Source organism: Agromyces sp. Y575, assembly GCF_059445445.1.
In genome coordinates this window covers 388,817-403,012 of record NZ_JCAIUI010000001.1, presented here as the reverse complement: position 1 = coordinate 403,012, position 14,196 = coordinate 388,817, and the positions used below count along the sequence as shown (strand labels likewise).

Annotated in this window: 12 protein-coding genes; 6 read left to right on the top strand and 6 right to left on the bottom strand. The window is 66.1% G+C overall.

Translation table 11 applies throughout. The annotated features are described in order from the left end of the window. Nucleotides 1-84: 84 nt before the first annotated feature. Nucleotides 85-2,559 carry a DNA gyrase/topoisomerase IV subunit A gene (locus tag AC1C2U_RS02025; protein ID WP_495360051.1) on the bottom strand — a complete coding sequence of 825 codons (2,475 nt, stop codon included), beginning with the start codon at nucleotides 2,557-2,559 and terminating at the stop codon, nucleotides 85-87. Nucleotides 2,560-2,632: 73 nt separating this feature from the next. On the opposite strand from AC1C2U_RS02025, the gene AC1C2U_RS02020 reads away from it, so the two are divergent. After that, nucleotides 2,633-3,781 carry an alkaline phosphatase family protein gene (locus AC1C2U_RS02020; RefSeq protein WP_495360050.1) on the top strand — a complete coding sequence of 383 codons (1,149 nt, stop codon included), beginning with the start codon at nucleotides 2,633-2,635 and terminating at the stop codon, nucleotides 3,779-3,781. Nucleotides 3,782-3,856: 75 nt separating this feature from the next. On the opposite strand, the gene AC1C2U_RS02015 is transcribed toward AC1C2U_RS02020, so the two are convergent. Further along, the gene (locus AC1C2U_RS02015) at nucleotides 3,857-4,438 is read right to left on the bottom strand and encodes a DUF3043 domain-containing protein (protein WP_495360049.1); all 582 of its coding nucleotides are present in this window, start codon (nucleotides 4,436-4,438) and stop codon (nucleotides 3,857-3,859) included. A 37-nt stretch (nucleotides 4,439-4,475) separates the two neighbouring features. On the opposite strand from AC1C2U_RS02015, the gene AC1C2U_RS02010 reads away from it, so the two are divergent. From AC1C2U_RS02010 to AC1C2U_RS01990, 5 genes are all read left to right on the top strand, one after another. Further along, nucleotides 4,476-5,918 carry a dipeptidase gene (locus tag AC1C2U_RS02010; RefSeq protein WP_495360048.1) on the top strand — a complete coding sequence of 481 codons (1,443 nt, stop codon included), beginning with the start codon at nucleotides 4,476-4,478 and terminating at the stop codon, nucleotides 5,916-5,918. A 79-nt stretch (nucleotides 5,919-5,997) separates the two neighbouring features. Further along, nucleotides 5,998-6,348, top strand: coding sequence for an iron-sulfur cluster insertion protein ErpA (erpA, locus tag AC1C2U_RS02005; protein ID WP_495360047.1), 351 nt, complete (start codon nucleotides 5,998-6,000; stop codon nucleotides 6,346-6,348). 198 nt (nucleotides 6,349-6,546) lie between these two features. Beyond that, the gene (gene ctaC / locus AC1C2U_RS02000; protein ID WP_495360046.1) at nucleotides 6,547-7,440 is read left to right on the top strand and encodes an aa3-type cytochrome oxidase subunit II; all 894 of its coding nucleotides are present in this window, start codon (nucleotides 6,547-6,549) and stop codon (nucleotides 7,438-7,440) included. A gap of 6 nt (nucleotides 7,441-7,446) precedes the next feature. Continuing rightward, complete coding sequence (gene ctaD / locus AC1C2U_RS01995) at nucleotides 7,447-9,183, top strand: aa3-type cytochrome oxidase subunit I (protein WP_495360045.1); 1,737 nt, start codon at nucleotides 7,447-7,449, stop codon at nucleotides 9,181-9,183. Beyond that, nucleotides 9,183-9,614 carry a cytochrome c oxidase subunit 4 gene (locus AC1C2U_RS01990; RefSeq protein ID WP_495360044.1) on the top strand — a complete coding sequence of 144 codons (432 nt, stop codon included), beginning with the start codon at nucleotides 9,183-9,185 and terminating at the stop codon, nucleotides 9,612-9,614. Before ctaD ends, AC1C2U_RS01990 begins: the two co-directional genes overlap by 1 nt. A 74-nt stretch (nucleotides 9,615-9,688) precedes the next feature. Here the strand turns inward: AC1C2U_RS01990 and AC1C2U_RS01985 are convergent, their stop codons facing one another. Genes AC1C2U_RS01985 through qcrC form a run of 4 tightly spaced genes read right to left on the bottom strand, consistent with a single transcriptional unit; the run spans nucleotide 9,689 to nucleotide 14,149 of the window. Next, entirely contained in the window at nucleotides 9,689-10,594 is a 906-nt protein-coding gene (locus tag AC1C2U_RS01985; protein ID WP_495360043.1) for a methyltransferase domain-containing protein, read from the bottom strand. 32 nt (nucleotides 10,595-10,626) lie between these two features. Further along, the gene (qcrB, locus tag AC1C2U_RS01980) at nucleotides 10,627-12,243 is read right to left on the bottom strand and encodes a cytochrome bc1 complex cytochrome b subunit (protein ID WP_495360042.1); all 1,617 of its coding nucleotides are present in this window, start codon (nucleotides 12,241-12,243) and stop codon (nucleotides 10,627-10,629) included. Then, on the bottom strand, nucleotides 12,240-13,316 hold the full coding sequence (gene qcrA, locus AC1C2U_RS01975) for a cytochrome bc1 complex Rieske iron-sulfur subunit (protein WP_495360041.1): 1,077 nt from the start codon (nucleotides 13,314-13,316) through the stop codon (nucleotides 12,240-12,242). Before qcrA ends, qcrB begins: the two co-directional genes overlap by 4 nt. A 38-nt stretch (nucleotides 13,317-13,354) precedes the next feature. Further along, complete coding sequence (qcrC, locus tag AC1C2U_RS01970) at nucleotides 13,355-14,149, bottom strand: cytochrome bc1 complex diheme cytochrome c subunit (RefSeq protein ID WP_495360040.1); 795 nt, start codon at nucleotides 14,147-14,149, stop codon at nucleotides 13,355-13,357. Between the last annotated feature and the right edge of the window lie 47 nt (nucleotides 14,150-14,196).

The window sequence follows — 14,196 nt, the reverse complement described above, 5'->3', positions numbered from 1 at the left end:
GTGCACATCATGCCCCGCCGATTCCGGCCACGGCCGAATATGCTCCTCGAGCGCCGCGGCGTCAAGGGCGCCGGTCGACGCTGGTCAGCCGATGCGTGACCCGATGGCACCCACGACGGCCGCGAGCGGGACGCCCGACCCGTCGCGCTTCGCGCCTCCGTCGGGGAGCTGCTTGGCCGATCCATCGGTGCCGACGGCCAGTGCGGGGGAGCGGCCGACCCAGGCGAGGTGCAGCGCGTCTTCGCCCTTCAGGAAGCGCTGCCCGCGCACACCACCGGTCGAGCGGCCCTTGACCGGGAACTCGGCGAAGTCGCTGACCTTCGCGCTGCCGGGGTCGGTGCCGAGCAGTGTGTCGGTCGTGGCCGCGATCGTGACGACGACCGTCTCGGCTGCTTCGTCTGCGGCGAGGCTCGTGAAGTGAATGACGTGCGCCCCACTGCCAAGGTTGATGCCAGCCATGCCGCCGGCAGCGCAACCTTGCGGGCGAACCGCGGAGGCTGCGAATCGCAGCAACTGGGCATCGGATGCCACGAACACGAGCTCGTCGCTCTCATCGCCCTGCACTGCGCCGATGACCTCGTCGCCCGCCTTGAGCCCGATCACCTCGAACTCCGGCTTGTTGGGGTACGCGCCGGTGGCGACACGCTTGACGACGCCCTGCTTCGTGCCGAGCGCGATCGAGCGGTCGGAGTCGAGTGAGACGATCGCGAGCACCTTCTCGTCACGGTTGGGGAGCGTGAGGTAATCGCCGATCTTCACGCCCGCACCCAGCTGCACCGACGTCGGCGGCAGCATCGGGAGGTCGACGGGCGTGAAGCGGATGAGCCTGCCGAGACTCGTCACGGCGCCGATCTCGGCGCGGCTCGTCGTGTCGAGCGTGGACCGAATGGCATCGTGCTTGCTGCGGCGTGCCGGTGTAGTGATCACCGGCGGGCCGTCGTCGCCGACGGGAAGGTCGACCCGCGCGATGCGCCCGGTCGCTGAGAGGAAGATCCGGCACGGGACATCCGCGACTTCGAGCACCGCGGCGGCGCGCTTCGCGGCCGCGCCCGCGATGCTTGGACGTGCATCGGTGAGCAAGGTGCGTCGTGGTGTGCCGAAGCGCTCGGAGATTTCGGCCAACTCGTCGGAGACGAGAGCTTCGATGCGATGCCGACTCGAGAGCAAGGCCTCGAGCTCGGCGATCTCGGCGCGGAGTTTGTCGCGCTCGGCCTCGAGCTCGATGCGCGAGAACTTCGTGAGTCGCCGAAGCTGCAGTTCGAGGATGTAGTCGGCCTGCACCTGGCTGAGTTCGAAGACCTCGATCAGTCGCGCGCGAGCCGCCGCGGTGTCGTCGCTCGATCGGATCAGCTGGATGACCTCGTCGATGTCGAGGATGGCGATGAGGAGTCCGTCGACCAGGTGCAGGCGCTCGCGCTTGCGGGCGAGTCGGTACTCGGAGCGGCGGGTCACCACCGAGATGCGGTGCGCCACGTAGACCTGCAGGAGTTCGCGGAGCCCGAGGGTCTGCGGGCCGCCGTCGACGAGCGCAACGTTGTTGATGTTGAAGGAGTCTTCGAGCGGTGTGAGCCGGTAGAGCTGTTCGAGCACGGCGTCGGGGCTGAACCCCGTCTTGATGCCGATCACGAGCCGGAGACCGTGCGTACGGTCGGTCAGGTCGGTGACGTCGGAGATGCCGCTGATCTTCTTCGCGTTGACGCCGTCTTTGATCTTCTCGATGACCTTCTCGGGGCCGACGAGGTAGGGCAGCTCGGTGACGATGAGACCGGTCTTGCGAGCAGTGACGGATTCGACACTGACCTTCGCGCGGGTCTTGAAGCTGCCGCGACCCGTGGCATAGGCGTCTTTGATGCCGGCGAGGCCGACGATCGTGCCACCGGTGGGCAGGTCTGGGCCGGGAACGAACTCCATGAGCTCATCGAGCGTCGCGTTGGGATGGGCGATGAGGTGCCTGGCCGCCCCAATCACCTCGATCAGGTTGTGAGGTGCCATGTTCGTGGCCATGCCGACGGCGATGCCGCTCGCACCGTTGACCAGCAGGTTGGGGTATGCGGCGGGCAGCACCTCAGGCTGGGTGAGCTGGTTGTCGTAGTTCGGTACGAAGTCGACGACGTCTTCATCGAGGCCGTCGGTCATCGCGAGGGCGGGGGACGCGAGCCGCGCCTCGGTGTATCGCGGCGCGGCCGGCCCGTCGTCGAGCGAGCCGAAGTTGCCGTGCCCGTCGATCAGCGGCACCCGCAGAGTGAAGGCCTGAGCCATGCGCACGAGTGCGTCGTAGATCGCCGTGTCGCCATGGGGGTGCAACTTGCCCATGACCTCGCCCACGACGCGGGCCGATTTCACGTGCCCGCGGTCGGGTCGCAAGCCCATCTCGGTCATCTGGTAGAGGATGCGCCGCTGCACGGGCTTCAGCCCGTCACGAGCGTCTGGCAGTGCCCGCGAGTAGATGACCGAGTACGCGTATTCGAGGAACGAACCCTGCATCTCGGTGGCGACGTCGACGTCTTCGATTCGCTCGACGATCGTCTCTTCAGCGGGCTGATTCTTGGCTCGGGTCATCCGTCGTCTCTATGGCAAGCGTGCGCACGCGCAGGGAACAGGGGCGCGCCCGGCCTATGCCAGAATGGGCGCGATGTCTGCCATGCTACCCGTGCCCGCCGACACAGCTCCGCGCCTTGCCGGGGTGCTCGGCAGTTCGCTCTCGAGCATGCGCGGGGCAACGAACGACCTCGCTCTGCCGCCGGCGTCGAGCGTCGTCGTCGTGCTCGTCGACGGGTTGGGTGCGTCGAACCTCCAATCCCGCTCGGGGCACGCTCGATTCCTCGCCTCCCGCATGGGAAAGCGCGACATCATCCGCACAGTGTTCCCCTCGACGACGGCCGCGGCCCTCGCGACGTTCACCACGGGCAAGGCGCCGGGCGAGCACGGACTCGTCGGCTATCGAGTGCTCGACGCCGCGCACGACCGCGTCGTCAACCAGCTGAACGGATGGGACGACCGCATGCGCCCCGAGAGTTGGCAACGCGTCCCGACCATCTTCGAGACCGCGCGCGGGGCCGGCGTCGCCAGCTACGCGATCGGCGCTGCGCGTTACGCCGACTCGGGGTTCACGCGCGCCGTGCTCCGCGGGGCGGAGTACCGCCCAGCGGCATCCGTCGCCGACCGCTTCACCGAGGCCGCGCGGCTCATCTCCGCCGGTGAGCCGGCGCTCGTCTACCTCTACGTGCCCGAACTCGACCAGGCCGCGCATTCGCACGGCTGGCAGTCCGACCGGTGGCTCGCCCTGCTGGAAGAACTCGACGCCGAACTCGCGGCATTCGAACGTCGGATGCCTCGAGGCGCGGGTCTCCTCGTGACGGCCGACCACGGGGTCGTCGACGTACCGTCGCACCGGCACGTGTACATCGACGCCGATCCTGACCTGCTCGACGGCGTGCGGCACGTCGGCGGTGAGCCGCGCTGTCTCTCGCTCTACCTGGAGCCCGAGCTCGACGCGAGCTCGGGGGCCCGGCTCCTCGAATCCTGGCGTACCGCCGAGGCGTCTCGCGCCTGGGTGCTGAGCCGCGACGAGGCGCTCGACGCCGGACTCTACGGTGTCGTCGACCCCTCGGTGCGCGAGCGTATCGGGGACATCATCATCGCCGCCCGTGCAGGCATCGCCTACTACGACCGGCGCGAGGCCAACCGGCAGGCCGAGTCGATGATCGGCCAGCACGGTTCGCTCAGTGATGAGGAGACGCGAGTACCGCTCATCCGCGGGGGAGTGTTCACCCGCGCGTGATTCTCTGGCGCGGCGCCCGCGGCCGCGGAGTCACGGGCGTCGCGACCGAACGGCGCCCGCACCGCGGCATCCGCCTCAGGAGGGGTAGTGCCCTCGCTTGACCTGCGGTTTCGGCAGGCGCAGCGGGCGAAGCTGCAGCGCCCGCATCGCGGCGTACCAGCGCACCCGCTCGACCTTGTCGGCACCGAACTTCGCTCCGAGCTTCTTCGTCAGGATGAAGCCGAGCGCGACCGAGTCGATGACCGCGACGAGGAAGAACGCCCAGAGCGAGAGGATGCCGATCGACTGCACCTCGGGGCTCGGCACGAACGTCAGCAGGATGACGGCGAACATCACCGGGATGAGGATCTCGCCGATGCTGAACCGCGCGTCGACATAGTCGCGCACGTACTTCTTCTGCGGGCCGCGGTCGCGAGCCGGCAGGTAGCGCTCGTCGCCGACGGCCATGCCGACCCGGGCGCGCTCTCGCGACTCGGCGGCCTTCGCGCGCGCTTGCTTCGCTGCTTCTTTACGGTCGTTCGGCACGAGCGGCCGCTTACGGGCCGCCTCCTGCTGCGCACGGCTCGGCGTGGGCGCGCCCTTGCCCTTCAGGCGAGCCTGGGTCTCTTCGAGCGTCTCTGCGCTCGGTTCATCGGTGTTGTTCGGCTGCTTGGCCACGGGAGTCCTCGAATCGGTTCCCCTTAAGATTACCGGCATGACCGAGACTTCTCCCGCTTCAGGCGGAACCTCCGACACCCCGACGACGAGCGACGCCTTGCGCGGTGCCGTCGAAGCCGCCTTCCCGACCACCATCGCCGACCTCACGCGACTCGTGAAGATCCCCTCAGTCTCGTGGGCCGCGTTCGATCCGGCCCACGTCGAGGCGAGCGCAGAGGCGGTGGCGGAGCTCGTGCGCGGGCTCGGCGTGTTCGACCTCGTCGAGATCCGGCGTGCGGCGATCGGCGACAGCGGCGATGCGGATGCCCCGCTCGGCAAGCCTGCGGTCGTGGCACGTCGTGCTGCGCGCAACGGGCGGCCGACCGTGCTGCTCTACGCCCACCACGACGTGCAGCCACCCGGACAGGACGAGGACTGGGATTCCGCCCCGTTCGAACCGACGCTGCGCGGCGATCGGCTCTACGGGCGCGGTGCCGCAGACGACAAGGCCGGAGTGATGGCCCATGTCGGCGCCATCCGGGCACTGACCGAAGTACTCGGCGCGGATTTCGATCTCGGAATCGCCCTGTTCATCGAGGGGGAGGAGGAGTCCGGGTCGCTCTCGTTCGCCAACTTCCTCCGCGAGAACCGCGACGTGCTCGCGGCCGATGCGATCGTGGTCGCGGACTCCGGCAACTGGGACCTCGAGACGCCGGCGCTCACAGTCGCGCTTCGGGGTGCCGTCGCGTTCCGCCTGCGCGTGTCGACGCTCGCGCACGCATCGCATTCGGGCATGTTCGGCGGTGCGGTGCCCGATGCCATGCTCGCGGCCATCCAGATGCTCGCGACACTGCACGACGCCGACGGATCCGTCGCGGTCGAGGGTCTTACTTCAGCCGATCTCGAGACGCCCGCCTACGACGAGGCGCAATTGCGCTCCGAGACGGGCCTCCTCGACGGCGTGACGCCGATCGGACGAGGCGAGATCCTCTCCCGCATCTGGGCGCAGCCCTCGATCACGATCACGGGCATCGATGCGCCGACCGTCGCGAACGCCTCCAACACACTGGTGCCGAGTGTCGCCGTGCGGGTCAGCGCACGCGTTGCGCCCGGCCAGAGCGATGTGGACGCGCTCGCGGCGATCCGTGGCCACCTCGAGCGTCACGCTCCGTTCGGTGCGCAGCTCGAGTTCGATGCGTTCGAGCTGGGCAACCCCTTCCTCGTCGACACATCTGGCTGGGCGGTCGCCGAGTCCAATGCGGCGATGGCCGAAGCCTGGGGCAAGGAGCCCGTCGAGATCGGCGTCGGCGGCTCCATCCCGTTCATCGCGGAACTCGTCGACGAGTTCCCGTCGGCGCAGATCCTCGTGACCGGTGTCGAGGACCCGGACTCCCGTGCGCACAGCCCGAACGAGTCCCTCCACCTCGGAGTCTTCCAGCGCGCGCTGCTCAGCGAGGCGCTGTTCCTCGCGCGCCTCGACGCGCGCAAGGAAGATTCCTGAGAGCGTGCCGGATGCACTCTCCGGTTCGGGAGTTACCATGGAGACAGGTTCCGCGCTTCCTGACGCACCGAGGAGAGACATGAGCGACACGATCATCCAGACCGCGCACGGCGTGAAGCTGAGCGACCCCGCCGCCGACAAGGTGCGCAACCTCCTCGAGCAGGAGGGCCGCGACGATCTCCGCCTCCGGGTCGCCGTGCAACCCGGTGGCTGCTCGGGGCTCATTTACCAGCTCTACTTCGACGAGCGTCTCCTCGATGGTGATGCCGTCGTCGATTTCGAGGGCGTGGAGGTCGTCGTCGACAAGATGAGCGTGCCGTACCTCGATGGCGCCTCTATCGACTTCGAAGACACCATCCAAAAGCAGGGTTTCACGATCGACAACCCGAACGCAGAGGGCAGCTGCGCTTGCGGCGACTCGTTCCACTGAGTCGCTGATGTCTACTCCGAAGGGAGGCCGCAAGAGCGGCCTCCCTTCGTCGTTTCCGCCGGTCGAGCGGGAATTCCGTGATCCGGCACGCCCGACACCGCGTTCCGGTGCACACCTCGGGCGTCGAGTCGGAGTAGGCTAGGCAACGATCAACGCGCTTCGCTGTGAAGCGCCTTCGAGTCTCCCGAAAGGTCACCGGTGCGCCACAATCGCCGACTCCGATGGGCTGCTATTCCGATCGCAGCGTCACTCAGCCTCGTACTCGCAGGGTGCACGCAGGCTCAGCTGAACGGATTCCTCCCCGGATTCCTCGAGGGGGAGGCGCCGGTCACGAACCACACCGAGATCGTCTCCGGACTCTGGGTCACCTCGTGGATCGTGCTGCTGATCGTCGGTGTCATCACCTGGGGGCTCACGATCTGGGCAGTCATCGCATACCGTCGCCGCAAGGGTCAGACCGGCCTGCCGGTGCAGTTGCGTTACAACATGCCGATCGAGGTGTTCTACACGATCGTCCCGCTCATCCTGGTGCTCGGATTCTTCGCCTTCACTGCGCGCGATCAGGCCGAGATCGAGCAGCGCTTCGCCGAAGACCAGATCGACGTCCAGGTCGAGGTCATCGCGAAGCAGTGGGCCTGGGACTTCAACTACGTCAAAGAAGACGTGTACTCGCCGGGCATCCAGGGCCAACTCTCCGACGAAGGCCCGAGGGGCTCACTCGTGCAGTCCGAGCTGCCCACCCTCTTCCTGCCGGTCGGTGCGAACGTCGAGATCGAACTCGAGTCGCGCGACGTCATCCACTCGTTCTGGGTCGTCGACTTCCTCTACAAGAAAGACATGTTCCCCGGCAAGACCAACTACATGTCGTTCGTGCCCGAGCGTGAAGGCACTTACGCCGGCAAGTGCGCCGAGCTCTGCGGCGAGTACCACTCGCTCATGCTCTTCAACGTCGAGGTCGTCTCCCAGAGCGAGTACGACGACTACATCGAGTCGCTTCGCGACGCCGGCCAAGAGGGCCAGCTGTCCAACGAGTACGACCGCAACCAGAACCTGCCCGGAACGGGCGCGCCCGAACTGAAAGAGGAGCACTAAGCCGCGATGAGCACCACGACCGCACCGGCTCGCCCCTCAGCGAGCACGCTTCCGTTCGGCTCTTCCAAGGTCGAACACAAGGGCAACATCCTCGTCAAGTGGATCACGTCCACCGACCACAAGGTCATCGGGTACATGTACCTGATCACCGCGTTCATCTACTTCTGCATCGGCGGCGTGATGGCGCTGATCATCAGAGCGCAGCTCTTCGAGCCGGGCCTCGAGATCATCCAGACGCGTGAGCAGTACAACCAGCTCTTCACGATGCACGGCACGATCATGCTGCTCATGTTCGCGACCCCGCTGTTCGCGGGCTTCGCCAACGTGCTCATGCCGCTCCAGATCGGCGCCCCCGACGTGGCGTTCCCGCGACTGAATGCCTTCGCGTACTGGCTCTTCAACTTCGGTTCGTTGATCGCGGTCGCCGGCTTCTTCACCCCGCAGGGCGCTGCGTCCTTCGGATGGTTCGCATATCAACCACTCGCGTCGACGACGTTCTCACCAGGCGTCGGCGGCAACCTCTGGATGGTCGGCCTCGGCCTCTCCGGCTTCGGCACGATCCTCGGTGCGGTGAACTTCATCACCACGATCATCACGATGCGCGCGCCCGGCATGACGATGTTCCGCATGCCGATCTTCACGTGGAACACCCTCGTGACCTCGATCCTCGTGCTCATGGCCTTCCCGGTGCTCGCTGCCGCGATCCTGGCCGCCGCTGCCGACCGCATCTTCGGTGCTCATGTGTTCGATCCAGCCAACGGCGGCGTCATCCTCTGGCAGCACCTCTTCTGGTTCTTCGGCCATCCAGAGGTGTACATCATCGCCCTGCCGTTCTTCGGCATCGTCTCCGAGATCTTCCCGGTGTTCAGTCGAAAGCCGATCTTCGGGTACAAGACCCTCATCTACGCGACGATCGCGATCGCTGCGCTCTCGGTCACGGTGTGGGCGCACCACATGTATGTCACCGGCTCGGTGCTGTTGCCGTTCTTCGCCCTCATGACGATGCTCATCGCCGTGCCGACCGGTGTGAAGATCTTCAACTGGATCGGCACGATGTGGCGAGGCTCGATCACGTTCGAGACGCCGCTCATCTGGTCGCTCGGCTTCCTGATCACGTTCGTCTTCGGTGGCCTCACGGGCGTGATCCTCGCGTCGCCGCCGCTGGACTTCCACGTCTCCGACACGTACTTCGTCGTCGCTCACTTCCACTACGTCGTCTTCGGCACCGTCGTGTTCGCGATGTTCGCCGGCTTCTACTTCTGGTGGCCGAAGTGGACCGGCAAGATGCTGAACGAGACCCTCGGCAAGTGGCATTTCTGGCTGCTGTTCATCGGCTTCCACACGACATTCCTCATCCAGCACTGGCTCGGCGTCGTCGCGATGCCGCGACGGTACTACTCGTACCTGCCGGAAGACAACATCACCTGGATGAACCAGCTGTCGACGATCGGTGCCGGCATCCTGGCCATCTCGATGATCCCGTTCTTCCTGAACGTCTACATCACGGCTCGTCGCGCACCGAAGGTGACCGTCAACGACCCATGGGGTTACGGCGGTTCGCTCGAGTGGGCGACCAGCTGCCCGCCGCCGCGCCACAATTTCACGTCGATCCCGCGGATCCGTTCGGAGCGACCCGCGTTCGACCTGAACCACCCTGAGGCCGGCATCCCCGTCGGCATCGGGCCGGCGAAAGATGCCCCACAGGCGCCCACTTATGACGCCGCGTCGGAGGAGATCAAGTAATGCGCGCGAACGCCAATCTCTTCTGGATCCTCACGGTCTTCCTCCTGCTGGTGGCGGGAACATACACCGGGTGGAGTTGGGCTGACAACGCTTCGCATGGACTCAACTACCCAGAGTGGGCCGGGACCGTCGCCCTCACGCTGACCGCCGTGTTGAGCGCATTCATCGCCTTCTATCTCGGCCGGGTGCACAAGGCGCAGGGAGCGGAGCTTCCAGAAGACCGCCTCGACGCGAACATCGACGACGGCGATGCGGAGCTCGGCTTCTTCAGCCCGTGGAGCTGGTGGCCGATCATGCTGGCCGGCGCCGCCGCGTTGATGTTCCTCGGCCTCGCCATCGGCGTCTGGATCTCGTTCATCGCGGTCGGACTCGGCATCATCAGCCTGGTCGGTTGGGTCTACGAGTACTACCGCGGGAACTTCGCCCGCTAGCATCCGAGAACCAAGCGAATCAACCCCATGCACCAGATGCATGGGGTTGTTTTCGTGCTCGTGAGCTCTCCGAGTCAGCCGGCGACCGAACGGCCAGGGGAGGCGTGCTGCGCACGGACGAATGCGATGACATCGACAGAGACCGTCACAGACATCGTTTCGGGGGCGTCGACGTCGCCAGCGGCCGCCCGGTGGTGTGCTGCTGGCCCCATATCCACGAGGAGGCTTCGCGTCGTCGCGTTCGTCGCGAGTGGGTATTCGACCCGCGTCGACGAGAAGGAATCGAATCCGACGTCGGTGAATTGCTCGGTGACTCGTTCCGCCTTGCCTTCGGGAACGTCGAGTGCGGCCCCGAGGCGGCGTAGCTCGACGAAGTGAGACGAGGTCGGGACGACGACGATGAGCGTGCCGCCGACACGCACGATGCGCGCGAATTCAGCGGGGTTTCGGGGTGCGAACACGTTGATCGCAACGTCGGCTGATCCGTCGCGAATCGGGAGCGGGCGCCAGAGATCGAGCACGACGCCTGTCGAGGCAGGTACGGTGCGGATCGCCATGCGCACGGCGGTCGGTGATCTGTCGGCCAGCAGCACCGAAGTCGCGTGCACCGCCTCGGCGAGCTGCCGTGCGTAGTATCCGGTGCCGCAACCGAGGTCGACGATCCGAGATCCTCGACTTGACTCACCCGAAGCGGTGACGGCGGTGTGCACTGGCCGATGCTCGAGCGCCAGCCGACTCGCAGCAACGATGGCGGATGCGATCGGTGCGTACGACCCGGACTCCAGCAGTGAGGCACGCGCCTCGAGCATCGCACGATCGTCGCCGATCGTGCGCGGTGCTCGTGGGGGGAGGAGCGCCACGCTGCCCTGCTTGGAGATATCGAAGCGGTGCCCACTCTCGCAACCGAGCACACCATCCGCGATCGCACCGAGATCGAGGAAACAGTTCGGGCACCGCAGCCAAGTCGAATCGATCGACATGGCGCGGTGCCCGAATCCGTCTACTGGTCTTCTCAGTGGTGGGTCTCGTGCCCGGCCTCGAGCTCGCCCTTCGTGACCGGCGCAATGCGGTCTTCGAAGAACCAGCGCGAGAGTGCCGCGCGCGTGCGCTCACCGAGGGTGATCTTGCCACGAGCGTTCGGGCGGAGCATGAGCGGCTCGTAGGTCTCTTGGCTCACGAGCCTCCAGCGGTCGTACTCGTCGAGCGGCTGATGCACCTCGATGAACTCGCCACCGGGCAGCTTCACGATGCGACCCGACTCGTAGCCGTGCAGCACGATCTCGCGATCCTTCTTCTGCAAGGCGATGCACACGCGCTTCGTGATGAAGTACGCGATGAACGGCCCGATGATCACCACGGCTTGGAGCGCGTGGATCACGCCCTCCATAGTGAGGGAGAAGTGCGTGGCCAGGATGTCCGAGCTCGCCGCAGCCCACAGGCCGGCGTAGAACGTCACGCCTGCCGCACCGATGGCGGTACGCGTGGGAGCGTTCCGCGGACGATCGGCGATGTGGTGCTCCCGCTTGTCGCCCTTCACCCAGGCCTCGATGAACGGGTAGATCAGCACCAGCACGATGAAGATGCCGATGGCGATGAGCGGTACGAGGATGTTGAAGGACCACGTGCGGTCGAGCCAGACGAACTCCCAGCCCGGCGGGATGAGACGAAGAGCACCGTCGGCGAATCCGATGTACCAGTCGGGCTGTGTGCCGGCCGAGACTGGCGACGGATCGTACGGGCCGTAGTTCCAGATCGGGTTGATCGTGAACAGCGCCGCGATGAGGGCGACCACGCCCCAGACGATGAACATGAAGCCGCCGGCCTTCGCCGCGTAGATCGGCAGGATGGGCGGGCCGACGGAGTTGGTCGGCTCGCGACCTGGACCGGCGAACTGCGTGTGCTTGTGGATGAACACGTACACGACGTGAACCGCTATGAGCGCGACGACGAGTGCCGGCAGCAGCAGGATGTGCAGCGTGTAGAGGCGTCCGACGATGGTGGTACCGGGGAACTCGCCGCCGAAGAAGAGGAACGAGGCCCATGTGCCAACGAGCGGCATGCCCTTGAGAATGCCGTCGATGATGCGAAGTCCGTTGCCAGAGAGCAGATCGTCGGGCAGCGAGTATCCCGTGAACCCTTCGGCCATCGCGAGGATGAAGAGGATGAAGCCGAACACCCAGTTGATCTCACGAGGCTTACGGAACGCGCCGGTGAAGAACACGCGCAGCATGTGCAGGCCGATGGCGGCCACGAACAGCAGAGCTGCCCAGTGGTGCATCTGACGAACGAAGAGCCCGCCTCGGATGTCGAATGAGATGTCGAGCGTCGATGCCATCGCCACCGACATCTCGACGCCCTTCAGGGGAACGTACGAGCCGTCGTAGTGCACCTCGGCCATCGACGCCTGAAAGAAGAACGTCAGGAAGGTGCCGGAGACGAGGATGACGATGAAGCTGAAGAGCGCGACCTCGCCGAGGAGGAAGGACCAGTGGTCGGGGAAGGCCTTACGCCCGAGGCCTTTGATCGCGACGGCGAGTCCGGTGCGATCGTTGACGTACTCGGACGCCGCTGCCGTGAATGAGCGCTTGACGGGCGCGGGCGCGGGCGTTTGCGTCGATGCGGTGGTCAATGGCGCTCCCAGAAGCTCGGGCCGACGGGTTCGGTGAAGTCGCTCTGCGCGATGAGATAGCCCTCGTCATCGATCGCGATCGGAAGCTGAGGAAGGGCTCGTGCCGCCGGGCCGAAGACGACCTCGCAGTTGTTCGACACGTCGAACTGCGACTGGTGGCACGGGCAGAGAAGGTGATGCGTGTGCTGCTCGTACAGCGCGACGGGGCATCCGACGTGCGTGCAGATCTTCGAGTAGGCGACGATGCCGTCGTACGCCCACGATTCACGGCCCGGGGCCGGATGCAGCTCACTCGGCTCGAGCCGCATGAGCAGCACCGCAGCCTTCGCCTTCTCATCGAGTTTGCCGTGCTCGAGATCGTTGAGTCCCTCGGGGATCACGTGGAACGCGCTGCCGATCGTGACGTCGCCGGCCTTGATCGGCACGCCGGAAGGGTCGAGCGCGAGGCGAGTGCCCTTCGCCCACATCGTGTGGCTGAGGAGCTCGACCGGGAGCTGATCCTGTGGCGCAAGCCCACGGAACAGCACGACCGCCGGCAGCGGGAAGACGAGGAGCGCACCGATGAGGCTGTTCCGGATGACGGAGCGGCGAGAGAAGCCCGACTCCTCGTCGGCCTCGCGGAACACCTCGATGGCGCCCTGCTTCGTGGCCTCGCTCCCACTGATCGGGTGACGGATGTCGATCGACTCGGGGGAGGTCATGAGCGACTTGCCCCAGTGCACCGCGCCGAACCCGAGAGCAAGCAGCGCGAGGGTGGCGCCCAAACCGAAGAACATGTTGTTGAGGCGCACGGCACCGACATCGTTCGACTCGATGGGGAAGAGGATGTATGCGGCGATGGCCCACACGCTGCCGAGCACCGACAGGTAGAAGAGCGTGTAGACCGTTCGCTGGGCTCGGTTCTCGCGCTTCGGGTTCTCATCGGTGACGCGAGCGCGGTGCGGCTCTAATCCGGGATTCTCGAACCCGTCGTGCGGGATGACCGCCGTGCCGGGCGATCCAGGGAATTCGTGCGCGGCGAGCGACGAGTCGGCAGCGACGAGCTCTTCGCCGCTGTGGTCGTCCTGTGCCATGGTTCTCCTTCTTCAGCTACTTCAGTGCTGGGCGTGCGCTAGTTGGATTTCGCCGTGATCCACACGGTGATCGCGACGATCGCGCCGAGACCGAAGATCCAGATGAACAAGCCCTCTGCGACCGGTCCGAGCGAGCCGAGTTCGATTCCGCCGGGCGAGCGGTTGTCTTGCACGTACTTGAGGTACGTGATCACGTCGCGCTTGTCTTCCGGGGAGATGTTCAGGTCGTTGAAGACCGGCATATTCTGCGGGCCGGTGACCATGGCCTCGTAGATGTGCACGCCCGAGACATCCGACAGCGGGGGAGCGAACTTGCCCTCGGTGAGCGCGCCACCTGCACCGGCCACGTTGTGGCACATCGCGCAGTTGATGCGGAAGAGCTCTGCGCCGTTGGCTGCATCGCCGCCGCCGTTGGTGAGGTGATCGTCGGGGATGTCTGGTCCAGGGCCCAGGGAGGCGACGTAGTACGCGAGCTGCTTGACCTGATCGTCGGTGAACTGCACGGGCTTCGCCTGCGCCTGCGGGCCCTGCATCTGCATCGGCATGCGCCCGGTGCCGACCTGGAAGTCGACGGAAGCTGCACCGACGCCGACGAGGCTCGGGCCGGTGTCGCTGCCCTGCGCCTCGAGTCCATGGCAGGTGGCGCAGTTGGCCTGGAAGAGCTTCTTGCCCTGTTCGATGGTCTGCTGCGAGTCGGGGTCGATCTCGGCTTGCGCGATGGTGCCGCTGCTGAGGGCCGCGTACGCGCCACCGGTGAAGACGAGGCCGAGCGCGAGGAGGGCGACGGTGGCGAGCGGGTGCCGGCGTCCGGTGCGTCGCTTCTGGCGAGTCATGGGTATCTTCCTGTTCACGGGCATGCTGTGCTGACGCTCCTGATGCG